This window comes from Rhizobium sp. NFR07, from assembly GCF_900111905.1.
Classification (GTDB): Bacteria; Pseudomonadota; Alphaproteobacteria; order Rhizobiales; family Rhizobiaceae; genus Neorhizobium.
Genome location: NZ_FOKM01000017.1, coordinates 87315 through 102778, shown reverse-complemented (window position 1 = coordinate 102778; position 15464 = coordinate 87315). Strand labels below are relative to the sequence as shown.

12 protein-coding genes are annotated in these 15464 nt (G+C 52.1%); 3 read left to right on the top strand and 9 right to left on the bottom strand.

The window, feature by feature from the left end; translation table 11 throughout:
- Positions 1–235 precede the first annotated feature (235 nt).
- Positions 236–1384, bottom strand: coding sequence for a right-handed parallel beta-helix repeat-containing protein (locus BM216_RS27710; RefSeq protein WP_244530362.1), 1149 nt, complete (start codon positions 1382–1384; stop codon positions 236–238).
- Positions 1385–1764: 380 nt separating this feature from the next.
- Between BM216_RS27710 and BM216_RS35120 the strand changes: the two genes are divergently transcribed.
- On the top strand, positions 1765–2547 hold the full coding sequence (locus BM216_RS35120) for a CatB-related O-acetyltransferase (RefSeq protein WP_093002696.1): 783 nt from the start codon (positions 1765–1767) through the stop codon (positions 2545–2547).
- Between the two features lie 587 nt (positions 2548–3134).
- Here BM216_RS35120 and BM216_RS27695 read toward each other — a convergent pair.
- From BM216_RS27695 to BM216_RS27670, 5 genes are all read right to left on the bottom strand, one after another.
- On the bottom strand, positions 3135–4193 hold the full coding sequence (locus tag BM216_RS27695; protein ID WP_093002692.1) for a capsular polysaccharide export protein, LipB/KpsS family: 1059 nt from the start codon (positions 4191–4193) through the stop codon (positions 3135–3137).
- A gap of 16 nt (positions 4194–4209) precedes the next feature.
- Complete coding sequence (locus BM216_RS27690) at positions 4210–6627, bottom strand: capsular polysaccharide export protein, LipB/KpsS family (RefSeq protein ID WP_093002690.1); 2418 nt, start codon at positions 6625–6627, stop codon at positions 4210–4212.
- Between the two features lie 167 nt (positions 6628–6794).
- Positions 6795–7502 (bottom strand): acyltransferase, encoded by a 708-nt coding sequence (locus BM216_RS27685; RefSeq protein WP_093002688.1) that lies wholly within the window; start codon positions 7500–7502, stop codon positions 6795–6797.
- A 68-nt stretch (positions 7503–7570) separates the two neighbouring features.
- The gene (locus BM216_RS27680) at positions 7571–8503 is read right to left on the bottom strand and encodes a class I SAM-dependent methyltransferase (protein ID WP_093002686.1); all 933 of its coding nucleotides are present in this window, start codon (positions 8501–8503) and stop codon (positions 7571–7573) included.
- A gap of 646 nt (positions 8504–9149) precedes the next feature.
- Entirely contained in the window at positions 9150–10319 is a 1170-nt protein-coding gene (locus BM216_RS27670) for a capsular polysaccharide export protein, LipB/KpsS family (RefSeq protein WP_244530358.1), read from the bottom strand.
- A gap of 299 nt (positions 10320–10618) precedes the next feature.
- Here BM216_RS27670 and kdsA point away from each other — a divergent pair, with 299 nt between their 5' ends.
- Together kdsA and BM216_RS27660 are read left to right on the top strand one after the other, a co-directional pair.
- Complete coding sequence (gene kdsA, locus BM216_RS27665) at positions 10619–11464, top strand: 3-deoxy-8-phosphooctulonate synthase (RefSeq protein ID WP_093002682.1); 846 nt, start codon at positions 10619–10621, stop codon at positions 11462–11464.
- Positions 11465–11513: 49 nt separating this feature from the next.
- The gene (locus BM216_RS27660) at positions 11514–12509 is read left to right on the top strand and encodes a KpsF/GutQ family sugar-phosphate isomerase (protein ID WP_093002680.1); all 996 of its coding nucleotides are present in this window, start codon (positions 11514–11516) and stop codon (positions 12507–12509) included.
- A gap of 11 nt (positions 12510–12520) precedes the next feature.
- Here BM216_RS27660 and BM216_RS27655 read toward each other — a convergent pair whose 3' ends face one another.
- The 3 genes from BM216_RS27655 to BM216_RS27645 form a co-directional block, all read right to left on the bottom strand.
- Entirely contained in the window at positions 12521–13279 is a 759-nt protein-coding gene (locus BM216_RS27655; protein ID WP_093002678.1) for a 3-deoxy-manno-octulosonate cytidylyltransferase, read from the bottom strand.
- Positions 13280–13382: 103 nt separating this feature from the next.
- The gene (locus BM216_RS27650; protein ID WP_244530357.1) at positions 13383–14426 is read right to left on the bottom strand and encodes a capsular polysaccharide export protein, LipB/KpsS family; all 1044 of its coding nucleotides are present in this window, start codon (positions 14424–14426) and stop codon (positions 13383–13385) included.
- Positions 14427–14551: 125 nt separating this feature from the next.
- Positions 14552–15409: an ABC transporter permease gene (locus BM216_RS27645; protein ID WP_244530356.1), complete on the bottom strand. Its 858-nt coding sequence runs from the start codon at positions 15407–15409 to the stop codon at positions 14552–14554.
- Between the last annotated feature and the right edge of the window lie 55 nt (positions 15410–15464).

Sequence of the window (15464 nt, the reverse complement as noted above, 5' to 3'; positions counted from 1 at the left end):
GTCTACGTAGCACGGCGTGGAAGATCTGCCACAATTGGTCCACGCCCGCGTCTGGCAGCGGATGCAAACTCATCCTCTCCAATGGGAAGGAAATAATGCGGCGGTATTTGAGGTTCTTATCCTTTGATGATTTGCCTCCAGAATTCGCAAATCCAGGACCTTTCGGCAGAGCATTCGTCGCGGAGACGTACAATTTGTCGGCAGCCTACCCTGCTTAGTTAACGGAATTTGCAATTCACGGTTGCGGTGCTCGACCATTAGAGTCTTGTTTGGAACACTCGAATTCTTGTTTCTTTAAAGTATTAAGTTCGCACTCGGCAAACTCGGACTCACCTTGCGCCACGAAGCCCCGGGTTGAAGCACAAGCATTTCCTCGAAGAGTCGTGCCGCTGATCCCGCCCGGTAGTAGTCGATCTCGCAGCGGCGATCCTAAAAGGACACATGCTCCTTCCTGGCGCTCGAAGCTGTTGTGAAGTATAGACGCGAAGCTGTCCTGAATAACGACGCCGGTTATGCCGCCCAAAAAATTATTTGCTGCAACCGTATTGTATTCAGCATAGTCGCGGTAGTAGCCTGGCGCGATCGCTGTATCTCCGCAGTTCATAGACGTCTGATTCTTTAGCTGCCGTGAAGCAATCCAAACCCCGACCTTTTCGGAAAAGTGGTTTTCAGTGATAATGTTCAGGACGGGAAACATCCATCGTGGCGCCTGATTCGGATCCTTGTAGTGCTCCCAGCAATTCTTGTACAGGAACACGCCTCCTGCTGAGTTATTGATGAATATGTTGTTTCTGACCTCATTTTGTGAAGACGAGTCAATGGCCACTGCTTCTCGGTTCCTTCGTGGCTCCTTCGAAGTACCGTAGCCATTTTTTTCCAACCTACTGTCCAGTAAGACTGTCCGTACTGACGATGCATCAAGATAAACCCCGACCCCCCCGGTAGCTGTGACGTAAGCATTCCTAATGGCTGTATTTTGTGCGTAGTTGCCGACGTATATCCCTACGTTGCCGGCGCCTTTAACTTTGACGTTGTTAATGCTGATATTTTTAGGGGCCCGCAGGTAACGCTCGTGCAGTGGTAAAAGCGCCATCTGCGTCGCGCTAATTGGAGGACGAATTCGGATCCCTTCGTTTCTCGCGTTGAAAATTGAGCAGTCTGTTATGGTGACGTTCTCGATGTTTTCCCCTCTGACGGTTATTCCGACGCGCGACGTCGAGGCGTCAATACTGGCGCCGGCGCAGTCTAGCACAACGTCAGAGGCTGCAATGAGAATGGAGCCTTTGTATACACACGTCGGGTCTAGACGAAGACTTCTTGTGAGTTCCCGTGGTGACTTGCAATCCCTCGTCGAAGCTAGCGTATCGCTCGCTGCGATGAACATGGCGACGAGAAAAAATACGTACTGTAGCGCTCTGAAAGCATTTAATGGTGATATGGTTTTCAATGGCTACCTGATCCCTGTAGCACAGTTAGATCGGTTGCCTCCGCGCTAATTGTGATTCTCTGGTGCGCCTGCTTAGCGAACGAACCATATCCGAACTTCGCTTGATGTCAGTGACAGGGCCGATTCGCACGTCCAACTGGATAACGGCGGCAACCGTCCACGATAATTACATGTTTTAGATTTAAAGTAAACGAAATCCTAAACACGGAAAAGCCTGCACCAAACAAGTTCTGAACCGCTCGGCCTTGTCGGGAGGCCGAAATTGCTGGAAAGTAGGTTCCCTTGTGAAGCGATCAGAAACAATCTAATCACGCGTAATGGATATCGGCTTCTTAGACGCGCTTAGGGCGCACCGCGTTTCCTTTTGGAAAGAAAGCAAGATCGGCTCCGGCTCACGGCGCGGCACTATGACCTTGGAGCCGTTCGTGCAATTTCGAGGTGGGGAATTCGACGTACAAGAGGTTGGTGCATTCACGTACATGGGAGGTCGGGACAGCAACCTCAGGCATGTCCGTCGTATTGGCCGTTTCTGCTCAATCGGGCCAGCCCTAATTGCGGGCTCCGCAGAGCATGATCTTTCACAGATTTCTACCCATTCGCTCCTACAGGGACATTGGAGCAGGGCTTGGCCTGAACTGCTCACAGACTTTCACCTTCGGCAAGATCAAATAGACCATAGTAGAAAAGCTTACCTAGCTAATACCATCCACAGAAGCAGACCTATCGAAATCGGAAGTGATGTTTGGATAGGTGACGGCGTATTCATTGCCAGAGGGGTAACGATTGGCGATGGCGCAGCGGTAGCTGCGCGCTCTGTCGTAGTGAAGGATGTTCCTCCTTATGCGGTTGTTGGGGGAGCGCCAGCGCGCGAAATCAGATTAAGGTTCGAGGAAGAAGCTGTCGAGAAATTACTTAGTTTGAGATGGTGGGACTACGGCCCTGAAATCTTAGCGGATTGTGACTGGACAAACGTTTCTCGTTGTATTGCTTCGTTAGAGGCGCGCATTTCGTCCGGGGCCCCCAAATATATTCCGAAAAAAATTCGAATTGCACCAGATAATTCGATAACAGAATATGATCCTCTACTTGCCGATTTTTAGCCGCGTAGTCAGTGCTGCGATGCATAGCGCGATAGACGGATTAGCGGCTTCGACGACAGGAGCGAGATTTATTCGTGCGCGCCCTTTGCCCATCTGCCAACCGCAAGCTCCTATGTGACCGGGAGCCAACTGTTGCGCGAGTTCATGTGCATTCTGCAAGTTCGAGCTAAAGTACGGAACTTTCCCCGGCTGCTCGCTACCGGGCATTAGCCATTTTGTGTCCGGAACGGCGCCTCCGGTCCGCGGATTATGAACTTCGTGAACTTGTTTTTTCCATCCGATCGCCTCGGCAATAGCGTAGTCAAGTTCCCGCTCAGATTTAGTCGCTGACTGGAGTAGGAATATCGTCTCCTCAATAGACATGATTATCTACCTCCGTTTTTTAGGCTCCTGAGCAACCAAACTAAGGGTCGTCATGCGCCACTACTAAGATCTGCCACTACTGTTACAAGCTTATCCTGAGCGCGAGCCCTGTAGCTCAATCCCAGCGACGCAAGAGAAAGCAGACGCTTTGCTGATCTTCATATGCCGACGCATGCGTCGAACCGCTTAACGATCCCTCATCCGCCTGATGCAAAGTAGATTCGCTATGATGCAGTAAGCCCTTGCCGCTGTCTCTCAGACGCGAGCGTCTTAGCTGCGGCCTTCACGGAAACTAGCTTCCGTGATGAGGGGTCGACGTATCTCGACAATCGCATCCAAGCGACGTGAAATATGTCTTCGAGAGACCGTTTTTTACGGCTTCTAAGCGGCTCTTTATAGTCGTTGGTGACGCCCCATCCGGCGTAATAAGGCACCCCAAAACAGGAAACAGATTTTCCCGCCATCACCGCCTCGAACCCCATACCTGAAGCCACCACGAAGACCTCGTCGACGAAATCAAACAAAACGTACGGGTTCACGGCTTCACTGATAACGTGAAGGCGTTTATCACCCTTATACTCTCCCAACGACGGCGATATGGCTGAAAATTTGCCTGGAGTCAGAGCATCAGGGTGTATTTTAACGATTACATCAGCGTCTTTGTGCTTGAACGCTTCGTCAACCATCCGTTTAAAACTGCTTTCCGAAGCAAGCGCGCCGGCGATCGAAGCGTCCCCTGCTCGTTGATCGATCAAAAGGATTTTTTTCCTACCGGAGGCTCGGGATAGATCCGCCGGTAATTCCTCGGGTGCATTGTTGTACTTAGAAATCCTGTTGCGGGTGATGTAATGTATTGCGTCACGCGTTTTCCATCTCTCAATAAAGTTTGGCTTAAAGTCGGAGTTAAGTATAGTCTCAAGTCTAGAAGGTTTTGTCGCATCATAGTAAAATGCTAAGTCATCTAGGATGATTGATCGACCAGGCTCATGTGAAAGACCTATATCAAACGACCGAATGAAGCCGTCTTCGATGTAAGCGAGAGGACGCGCGAGTTCTCGGGCATACTGACGCAATCTCGTTTTCGACTCGCTCTCTTGTATACCCCATTGGACAAAACCGGCGCAGCTTGCAGCAAGTTTGGCGTCCTTCGGGACGATCAACTTCTCTGCATTCAGTAGGTCCGGAAGGTATTTATTCGTCTCGTTCAACCATCCAGCAGAAGATACGGCGACAACCGAATGCTTCTTCCGACCAGCGGTCGTGCAAAATTCAAGACTATCCACGACTTGTTCCTATTCATTAACGACGAGGGACGTCTACCGCCTTCTTGCCAACAAACCATATCAAAAACGGAAATCGCATCGTCCACAGCCGGGCTCTCGTGTTCTTGTTACTCGGCAGCGCTCGAACTGCAGATGACTGCGTCTCTATCGCCAACCTCCGGTTCCCCGCGCGATAGTAGGCCTCTGCGGCGTATCTCAATACCACAGGCTTTTCGGGCCGAAGAGAATACGCCGAAACCAAGTGTTGTGCTGATTTTAGATAATTCCGGTCATGAAACTCGTTTAAACCCGCCCGGAGTAGTTTGTCAGGCCCAAATTCGGCCTCCCGGTCTTTAGAACGTTCGCGTGCAATTTTGGAAGCACCATAACTCTTCCAAGAGAACGGCGATTCTTCCTTGAGACGCCGGAGCTGGAACGAGTGCTCCTTCCAACGAAAGGTGGTTACGGAGATATCTCGATAGGCATGAGATTTTCGGGTGTCAAAATCTTTGATGTGGTCTGTAGCGATGAATGTGGAATATTTTCGGTGAATGAACCAAGCGGTCAGGCGATTGACCGTGTCTAGAGGTGGCGGCACGACGGATCCCGAAAGAAACGCGTTCACGCCTTCGAGCGATGAAGTGGATCGATAACCTACGCCGCAGATGTTGTAGAAGGCGTTCCCTAAGGTAATGGTCGGCTTTTGATGTAATATAGAAAGCAAGCCAACGCCTGAATTGTAGCATAGCGTCGCATCTGCTAAGTCCAGAAGCGTATGGACGTTATCCATGCGCTCCGCTATAATCACGTTAGGTGCATTTGGTAAATTATCGGTCTTAGAAAGCGGATGCGGCTTTATAATTAAAATCAAATCGGGGTGGGACCGGGCTAGGCTGTCCAGGCTATTGACGAAATCTGAATATCGTTGCTCCCCTTTTAGGAACATCGTTACGGCCATGTCATCGTCCAGCTGAAGAGGAACAAACAACTTTCTCGCCGACAAGCTTCTGAGTGCCTCATACTTGTCGGCCGTGATGCTGTAGCTATTCATGCTTTCCAGCGTGGCACTGCCATTACGTAGACGTCGCGTGTACTCATCAGCTTGAAGGAGCTCTAAATCTGAGAACTCGGCTTCCAGAAAATTCCGTTCCGAAAATTCGTCGGATGTATAGCACACGTCGTCGGCGTAATAAATCGTCCCGGGTAGCGCGCCGCGTTCTAGCACTATGACCGTACGACCTAGCTCCCGAGCCAGAAGCACGAGAGGCCGAAACGGCATGTGACTTTTCATATGCGGATTGAATATAGCGATGTCCGAGATTTCGCCACTAACTATGTGTTTCGTCAGGCTCGCCATTGTCTCAGCGCTGAAATCGAACACTGGTACTAGCTCATAACCGGCAAGCCGGAGGGGGAGAAAATAACCCCAAGTGTCCGTGTTCCTGCAGAGGCAAGCGATTTTCTTTTTTCGCCCGAGAAAATCTACCGAAAGTAGGTTTTGATGAGCGGATATGAACTTGTCAGTCGCGGCGCGAAAACGACCTCGCTTCCAGTCACTATTTTCGTACCACGTTCCAGTCCTCTCTCGCGGGTGATGACGGTGAAAAATCTTAAGACCCAAGCTTTCACTAGGCTGGGATAACAACTCGAAGAGGCGACGGAACCCGCTATACGGTCGAGCCTCGAAGAATTCGTTCTTCAACGGGCCAAGCATGTCTGACTGGGGATCATTAGGCATCGGAAAGTACCCGGCAATAACGCACAGGCGCAGCAGGAATTCAAAATCCTCCGAACCGTGGCCCCTGAAGGAGGTGTCGTATCCTCCAGCCATTGAAAAAAAGCTTCGATTGATAAGAAACACATTAGAGTAAGGAGCAACGAACTGCTCATCGTCTTTGCTATACGCTCGGTAATACGAGCGATAGGATAACGCGTCGAGATAAGAAGACTGGAGAGCAGGATCGGCAAGCTGGTCGAAAATCATACTTTCCTCGGCACCTAAGTGAAACGCCGGAGGATTTAGAATGATATCGACAACTGATCGCATTTTCAGCGAGGTGGCGTGCTTTGACAAGCGAGCGAATAGATCTCGCTCGCCAACAAAGTCGGGATCACAGAAAAATACAAAATCGCTTTCGACTTGGTCGAAGCCAGAATTTCTCGCGGACGCTAGTGAAAATACATCAAAGTCCGGGACGAAGTGATACCGGTAGTCCTTTTTTTTACACACCGCGGCTATCGTTGCAGCGTGCTCCGAGGTGGACCCGAAGTCCACTATCACGATTTTGGGGCACGGGTTGTAGTACTCTCGCACCTGGCTCAATCGCTGAGCGATCCATGGATTTCCGTCATGCAATCGAACGCAGAATACCATCGTAATGTCGCTAACGTCTACGATGTCGGACGTTTCAGTCGGTCTCTGCAGCGTAAGATTTTGATCTTCAATCTGGGACAATTGCTCTACTCAGTTGCTTAATTCTGCGTCTTACCCAAACAAGAATTTGTAGGGCCACTTTCGAAAGAGGGGTCTGGAACACGGGGAATGGGCGGGGGGTCATCATGCCTACACGCATTGCATAGGAAGTGTGTGGCAAACTCAAGGCCTCGGGGTGTCTTCGTCGATTACAACAACGGGAGTTCTCTCCACTGGTAAATTGAGTCGTCAACGACCTTTAGTTCACCCTTTCTTGCCCAGCTTACACGCCGATTGGGCACCTCTCGTCCAGGTCTACCGACGATGAGCTTGTTCTCGGTTGAGAAGTTCCCGTTTATCATGGTGCCAAAGCCGACAATCGTGTCACTAGCCAATACTGACCCGCGTTGTATGAACGCAAATTTGGAGATCCAGACATGATCACCAATGAAAACGCCGTCGGGCGGGTTTGTCGTCTCCATTCTTTCGAGATCGATCACTGAGTGAGAGTCCGATGTTCTGATTTCGATGTCGGACGAGAACATGCAGTCCTTTCCAATAAAGACGGAGTGATTCCAGCCTTTGCAATATATGTTCACGTTATTAAAAGTCGTGCTTGCTCCGATCAGGACCGTGAGATTACCGCCAACGATATTGATCGTTCCCCTTACATCCGCATTCGAGCCAATTATAATTTTATTGCGCTTTCCTTTAATCTTAACGGTCAGCTTTGAAGTTTGCGTGTTTTGGCCGCGATACAGTGAGTTTTTTTCACCCTCACATGTAAATTTAGCGAAGCTCTTAAACGCTTCACAGATCTGTCTATCCGGAAGAGCTACAACCTCAATATACTGGGGTAATTCGATGGTTAGATTTCCAACTAACGTGTTGACGGGAAAGGTTATCTGCGAAGTCATGGAGAGCCGATCGATGTTGAAGCGCGCTCTGAGAGCGTCAACGGTGCTATATTTCTAGGGACTGATACTTAGGTTTTCTCGCTGGTGCTTCGTCGAATAGCGTGCCCGTAGAGTCGTCCGTCAAAGCCTTCAGTGCAACCCGGCGGGAAGTAATCGTGAAGACGATTGATATCACCGGCATCCCAATCTAGCGTAGGCAATATGATCGGATTTTTTTGGACCAACACGCTGATATTGTAGTCATAATTCATCACAAGGGCGTCGGAACAATTGTTTCCAGCATGAACGAGTTGGTAGAGGAGCAAGCCCGCATTCCAAAGAGTAACATGCCCACCCACGATCTGATGTTTCAAAGGTGGGACAGTGATGGCTAACCAGCCACGCTCTGCGGTATGAGCTAGGCATTTCCTTAGGAAGAGGTTAGGGTTGGTTTGATGCTCTAGAACATGGCTGCACCAGACAAGGTCGTATTTCCCGTCCGTATTCAATTCCATGAAGTCGCAGATCGATTTACGTATGTTCGAGTGGGCGTCTGCCTCAGCTAGGGCTGCCGAGTTCTGCACATAGACTGAAGTTCCGTAATCGACGCAGTGTACCTGCTTTCCAGCGTTAGCGAAAGCTAGAGCATGTTCTCCTCCTCCCGAGCCCACGTCTAGCACGCTCTGAACGTCAGGAAGAGAAAGTGTCTGAGCCAGCGCAACTCCGGCTCGAATGTCACGCATACGTGGCGGGATACGGAGGTGCCAAAAAAGGGTTTCTAAGCCTTGCGTGTAATTGTTTGGTTCTGCTTTCTTTATAGCGGCTCGAAGCAATTTCTCGGCTTCTTGAACAAAACCAACTTCGGTCATCAGCTTTCCATAAAAGGTCAGGTCATCAACTGACGATTTTTTCAGATTTGTCCTGAAGAGATTGGCTACGTTCACCGCCTCTTTTTTGTTACCTCTCGCGAGGAGTTCGCGTATAGCATTTAAAGCTTCTTTTCTAACGCTTGTCTCTGTCATGGCCCCCGCCGATTATCGCACTGACTCTATTTTACATCTGGGCATTGAAACGTCGGAAAAAATTCGCATCCTTAAATCGTTTTTGCCAGTCTGATAACCTCAACCTCCATTTAGTGCAACAGCAGGAGAACCGCGATACAAAGCGCGATTTGGGGAGTGGCTGCTTGGACATAGGGTCCATCGTTAAGCCTAGCGCTACCTTTCCCATCTTCCCAGCTGCACCCTCCAAAGTTGTCTGGAGCGAACTGTTGAGCCAAGTCGAATGCGTGTTGCATATTTGCCGTATAGTAGGGGAGCTTTGCGGCCTTGCGGCCATCTGCCATAAACCAGATCGTGGTCTTGATAGTTTCGCCGCTCTCAGAATCGCGCCTCTTCTCGACCTGGCGCGACCAACCGATAGCTTCCGCAACGGCGCCGTCTAGGCTTCGTGCCGGATTAGTGGCGGACTTCAATAGCATAATTGTGCGCTCAACCGTCATTTCTCTTTTGCTTTTGTTTGAGGCGATCGTGTAGCCCTGTCTTCAGTCTTCTGCGGGAGGGTTACAGGGGGATCATGCCCGAGCTTTGCAACACCTGGCTCTCGACCCGTGACGCCATAGCCAAAGGTATCGGCTTCTTTAGCCAGCAGGGCGAGAAAATCAATGGCTCACTTCGCGGTGCCACTGGGCCCGTGCGCTTGAGTTGCGGGTGGCATCTTCAAATCCGGCTCCTGTGCACGCATCTTAGACAGGACATCCAGCGCCCTCTCAATGTCGATCTCAGCCTTAGTGTCTGGATCCAGGTACCGCGGATATAAAATGTAGGCGCCTGCAAATAGCTGCTCAACCGATAACTTACGGCACCGGCGGCTATTCGCTTGTCGATCGTCGGTAAGTCCCCAGCCAGAATAGAAAGGACAGCCGATAGTCGTGACGGTAATCCCACGTAGCAAGGCTTCGAATCCGGCGAGCGATGTAATGGTGTAAACGTGATCTACCGTCTGGAGGCAGTCAGCTAAGCTAACATCCACCTCCAATATAGTAGCCAGGCTTTGCACCTCAAAAGGATCCGATCCCCGTGGGGCAGTTCCTTGAAGCACTTCGGGATGAGGCTTGTAAATAATTTCGGCGTCAGGGTTTTCTTCTCTGGCTAAACGAACTAGGTCGTTGTTACTAAAATTTCTTGAGCAACCGTATGCAATCGATGCGTCTCTCTCCACCTGGCCAATGACAAGGATTCTCTTCGCTGTTTTCGGGCCGTAAAGGGTCTTAGCTTCTACCCTAGTTCCGGAGTTATATTTACTGAGGCCAGTCGCGACTAATTGTTCGATAGCGAGACGTGCTCTATGCACTAAAATCGTATCGTTATCGAAGTCGTAATCTGATAGTATGTTTTCCAAATCAGTCTTTGCGTTCGCGTTAAAGTAAACGTCTTGCCGGTCAAAGGCCAAGGATATGGGAGGAACGTGCAAGGCTCCCAACTTCACAGATCTGATAAATCCGTCTTCTACGTAAGCAAAGCCAATTCCTTTCGTTCCGCAAAATTGCTTCACTTGGGGCAAGGCGTTGTACTGCCACGCGAGAACATTTGTCCTCGCGTCTTGTGATATAACCCACCTCCAATGCAAGTGGAATTCAACCGCACTCATCTTCTTGGGCGTAAATATCACGCGGTGGTGCGGAAACCAGTCGCGGATAAAAATCTTCCAGGGACTAAATCCAAATAAAATGAGCGGCGGCTCACGTTTAGCAGGCATCTTGCTCAGAAAAAGACTCTTTGCAATTCGGATGGGCGCTAAGGCAATCAGACAAATTAGGTTGAGGCTGAAGGTCGGCATAGAGGGCTTTCTAGTCGGCTGGTATATAGTACAAAACACGCGGTCAGTCTTGTGCGGCTGGCTGTTCAGTCATGTTGGTGTATCCTCTATCCGATTGAGCCCATAGCTAACACGCCGATTTTTTGCTGAATGAGCGTGAAGCGAAATGGCTACGGTTAGTAGGCAACTGGTGATTAACGTCTCGCTTCCATAGACGGCTCAATGTTTGACCTCGATTTGATGATAGGCTATCTGCCGTCACCAATCATCGTTTTTTACGGAATTCCGTGAGATATTCGTTCCTGCCTTTAGGATAGAACATGCCTGTTTCTCCCAATTCTGAGGTCATCGTCGGCGAAGGTTTCGCCAAGGTTACTTTCTCTAACACGGCTAAACTGTCGCTGATCGCGGGGCCGTGCCAGATGGAAAGCCGCGATCATGCCTTCATGATGGCGGGCAACCTGGTGGAACTCTGCGGCAAGCTCGGCATCGGCCTCGTCTACAAGTCTTCCTATGACAAGGCCAACCGCACCTCGCTGTCGGGCAAGCGCGGCATCGGGCTCGATACGGCGATGGAAGTCTTCGCCGACCTCAAGAAGGAATTCGGTTTTCCGGTGCTGACCGACATCCACACGGAAGAGCAGTGCGCGGTGGTCGCAAAAACCGTCGATGTGCTGCAGATCCCGGCCTTCCTGTCGCGCCAGACGGACCTGCTGGTCGCAGCCGCCAAGACCGGCCGGGCGATCAACGTCAAGAAGGGCCAGTTCCTGGCGCCCTGGGACATGAAGAATGTCCAGGCGAAGTTTCTCGAAAGCGACAATCCGAATGTCATGCTGTGCGAACGGGGCGCATCCTTCGGTTACAACACTCTGGTCTCTGACATGCGCTCGCTGCCGGTCATGGCGGCCATGGGCTCGCCGGTGATCTTCGACGCCACCCATTCGGTGCAGCAGCCGGGCGGGCAGGGTGGTTCTTCCGGTGGTGACCGGACCATGGTTCCTGTTCTGGCACGCGCAGCTGTCGCCGTCGGGGTTGCCGGCCTTTTCATCGAGACCCATGAGGATCCGGACAACGCTCCGTCCGACGGCCCGAACATGGTGCATCTGAAGGACATGCCGGCGCTTCTCGAAAAGCTGCTGGCGCTTGATGCCGTCGCAAAGGGCTGACGTGAAGTGCGCGACGCGCTCGGTGTAGATCTCAGATAGGACCTTTCGAATGATAAAGCGAGCCCTTCAACAAGTAGAACATGACGTAATCGATTCTGCGCTGCGGACGACTTCTTTTGGGAAACAGGGGCTCGATGCGCTCGAAGGTTCTCTGCGTGAGGGACTGGGTGAAGCGTTCCGCAGTGCGGCCGAAATGATCGGCGGTATAGATGGCCGTGTCATCATCACCGGTATCGGCAAGAGCGGCCATATCGGTCGCAAGATCGCTGCAAGCCTTGCATCGACGGGCACGCCGGCCTTCTTCGTCCATCCGGTCGAGGCCAATCATGGTGATCTCGGTATGATCACCGCCGGCGACGTTGTGCTGGCGCTCTCCTGGGGTGGCGAGACGGCCGAGCTGCAGGGCATTGTTTCCTTCACCCGCCGCTTCTCCATTCCGCTGATCGCAATGACCTCTGGAGAGGTGTCCACTCTGGCACGCGAGGCCGATATCGTCCTGCTGCTCCCGAAGGCCCAGGAGGCCTGTCCGCATGGACTGGCGCCGACCACTTCGACGCTGATGCAGCTCGCTTTGGGAGATGCGCTGGCGGTCGCCCTGCTCGAGGCACGCGGCTTCTCCGCAACCGATTTTCGCGTCTACCATCCCGGCGGCAAGCTGGGTGCGATGCTCTCCCATGTCAGCGATCTGATGCATACCGGGGATCGTCTGCCGCTCGTGCGCAAGGGCGCGTCGATGCCCGACGCCATCCACGAACTCTCGGCCAAGCGTTTCGGCTGCGTCGGCGTGCTGGATGAGGACGGACGTCTCTGCGGCGTGCTGACGGATGGCGACCTTGCCCGTCATCTCGACGGCAATCTCGGCGTGATGCTCGTCGACGACACCATGACGAAGAACCCGAAGACGATCGCAAAGGATTCGCTGGCGACGGCGGCTATGGCTCTGCTCAACAAGCACAGCATCGCAGCGCTGCTTGTCGTAGACGAAGACCGTCGCCCGATCGGCATCATCCATTTCCACGATTTGCTGCGCGTGGGAGTTGTTTGACGGCAACTCGTTCAAAGCTGTCGGGAGTAAAGGATGGCGCGGGCCTTTTCGAGATCGGCCGGCGTGTCGACGCCAAGCGGCACCGAATTGACGATCTCCGCGTCGATCCGCATGCCGGCCTCGAGTGCTCTCAGTTGTTCGAGGCTCTCGCGCTTTTCGAGCACGGAAGGACCGAGCGTGACGAACTTTTCGAGCGCCGCACGGCGATAGGCATAAAGGCCGATATGGTGATAGAGCGGGCCGTTGCCGTAAGGCGCGGTGGCGCGGGTAAAATAGAGCGCCTTTAGGCGCGTGTCGGACAGCGGCGAGCCGACGATCTTGACCACGTTCGGATTGGTCTTCTCGTGTTCGTCGGTGATCTCGACCGTCAGCGTGGCGATGTCGGTCGATGCATTGTCGATGAGCGGGCGCAGCGAGGCGCGCACCGCCTCGGGCTCGATCGTCGGCAGGTCTCCCTGGACGTTGATCACATAGTCCGCCTTCGCGTCCGGGTCGGCTTTGGTCAGCGCCTCGTAAATGCGGTCGGAGCCGGACTGGTGGTCGGCCCCCGTCAGGACGACGTCGAAGCCGGCTGCCTTGACCACGTCGAACACTTCCTGTTCATCGACGGCAACGACGACCCGGCCGACTTTGGCCTCCTCGGCGCGCTTTGCCACCTGCACGATCATCGGCAGGCCTGCGATATCCGCCAGCGGCTTGCCGGGCAGGCGGGTCGAAGCCATGCGGGCAGGGATCATCACCAAAGTGCGTCTGGCAGCGTTAGTCGGCATTCTTAAAGCCTTTCATAGTTGGAAACTAGGCGCACGCCCCCGTTTGCCATCCACTAATTAAGTGGCGTGCCAAGGGTTCATTAGGCGGCTGCGGAATTTGTCGCTAGGCATTTTCCCGCTTGAAATCTTGAGGCCGGGCTTTCAACCGAGTCAACAAATCCAGAGCATCTTCGAATGTCAGAGCCTGCTTCGTATATGGATTGAAATATCTCGGGTAGAGGATGTATGCTGCAGCGAAAATCTCAGTCGGCGTTCTTTTGGCTGTTCGACGCGGACACAGCTGTCGATCTTCTGTGGCGCCCCATCCCGCATAAAAGGGCATACCGATACACGTAACCTTTATGCCACGAATAAGCGCTTCGAAACCTGCAAGTGATGTTATCGTGTAGACGTGATCCACGGTACGAAATGCGTCCGCAAGTGTGATATCCTGGTCTAAGACCATGCAAATGTCGCTAACAGCACGTGGATCTGATTGATTTGGTCGGGTACGCTGCAGTACCTCAGGATGCGGTTTGTAAATCACCTGCGCGTCAGGGTTTTCCTCGACAGCAATTCGAACCAGGTCATTGTTATCTATTTTTCGACTACATCCTTTTTCAATCGATGCATCTCCTTCAACTTGTCCGACAACAAGGATGCGTCGTCTCATTTTTACTCCGTAGATTTTGTCGATATCTACGTCATTTGATGAATTGTATTTTGAAAGACGGGAAGAGACTAGTTTCGAAATTCCCTCCTGACTTCGTTGCAGCAGAGCTCCATCAGCCGCGAAATCATACGTTTCAAGAGTAAGCTCCAAATCAGATTGCTTTGTAGCGTCGAAATACATCCCCGACATATCGAAGCAGAGCGAGAGTGGAGGAACGCGCATTGCCCCTAGTGCGACAGATCGGATGAAGCCGTCTTCAATGCGGATAAGGGGAATGCTCCATCTCTCGGCAAAGGCGTCGACGAAGGCAGGGGCCTTGTAGCCCCAGACATAAATCTTCGACCCTGGGCGGAAAAGAATTGAAGGCGCGATCAACGCATAAAAGTGCAACTGATTAATAAAGCGGCTTTTGCGGACAACAGTTTCGCCAGGGAGCCAAAATTCGATGAAACGCTTCCACGGCCGAAGGCCGATTACATACGAGCGTGGCGTCAAGGCCAAGCCTCTTGTTCGCAGAAGATTGGCTGAGGAGCGTATTAAATTAAGCACCGAACATACCTAAAAGGACGGAGGTCAAGCACGCTGTCAGGATAGCCGTGGGGTCGCAACACTACCCGACATTAGTCTCTGATGCGACCGATGGGCCACATCGTAAAGGTCAACATACCAACAAACGCGGTCCCAAGAACGCACCAGAAGAGATAATTCATATCGAGGCCATCAGTTGTGGTGGGACCGTAGAACCCTTCCCGAAATAGCACAATGCACTGCGTGATCGGATTCCATAATAGCACCTCCCGAAGTGGGTGGGGCATTTGCTCTGGGACATAGAATACTCCGGAGAGCAAAAACAAAGGGCGCGTTACAATTGCAAATATCTTCTCGTAAATTTTGAAATGCTGGAAAAGAACGATGTTCGTCAGGGCAATGCCGCTGGCCAAAATCCACGCAAATCCTGTCGCTTCGATCAGGGCAGCCCAGCCAATTGCCGGTGGATGTGGCTCCGTTAGCCATGCAACTCGAAGTATCACCGTGGCAACAACAATCGACGTCAAACCCTGAAGAATGGCGCGGCCGACGAAGGGATCTATAGGAGCTACCAGCGGATACTGCAGCAGATTTTTATTGGCAGAGACTGACGACGACAGGTAGCCCGCCATCCCGTTGTACATACTGTATGCAATATAGCCGGTAGCAAAGAAAAGCGGGAAAGACGTACCTAGTGCCGGAGCCCTTGCGAGGGCGCCGAAAAGGACACTCATCATTCCCACATAGGCCACAGGTTCGAGGATCGCCCAGAGATAGCCCCCTGGGCTCCGTCCATAGCGTGTGGCCATTTCGCGCACGATGAAGGCAAAAACGACCCGCATATGTGATTTGAAATTTTCCAAGGCTCGTCCCGCTACAGCTTGCATGTGGTGGCTGAATAGCACGACGAAGCAAGAATTGAACACGGCTTTTTCGACCGATGAGTCCATGGTGCATCACCGATCGATGAGCAAGCAGGAAAAATGTGGGTAGTGCGCGTGGCGA

Coding starts and splice junctions, on each gene's coding strand:
- BM216_RS27710 (WP_244530362.1), bottom strand. CDS start 1,384: ATGTTCATCGCAGCGAGCGATACGCTAGCTTCGACGAGGGATTGCAAG.
- BM216_RS27645 (WP_244530356.1), bottom strand. CDS start 15,409: ATGGACTCATCGGTCGAAAAAGCCGTGTTCAATTCTTGCTTCGTCGTG.
- BM216_RS27670 (WP_244530358.1), bottom strand. CDS start 10,319: ATGCCGACCTTCAGCCTCAACCTAATTTGTCTGATTGCCTTAGCGCCC.
- kdsA (WP_093002682.1), top strand. CDS start 10,619: ATGCCTGTTTCTCCCAATTCTGAGGTCATCGTCGGCGAAGGTTTCGCC.
- BM216_RS27685 (WP_093002688.1), bottom strand. CDS start 7,502: ATGACTTCGCAGATAACCTTTCCCGTCAACACGTTAGTTGGAAATCTA.
- BM216_RS27660 (WP_093002680.1), top strand. CDS start 11,514: ATGATAAAGCGAGCCCTTCAACAAGTAGAACATGACGTAATCGATTCT.
- BM216_RS27680 (WP_093002686.1), bottom strand. CDS start 8,503: ATGACAGAGACAAGCGTTAGAAAAGAAGCTTTAAATGCTATACGCGAA.
- BM216_RS27655 (WP_093002678.1), bottom strand. CDS start 13,279: ATGCCGACTAACGCTGCCAGACGCACTTTGGTGATGATCCCTGCCCGC.
- BM216_RS35120 (WP_093002696.1), top strand. CDS start 1,765: ATGGATATCGGCTTCTTAGACGCGCTTAGGGCGCACCGCGTTTCCTTT.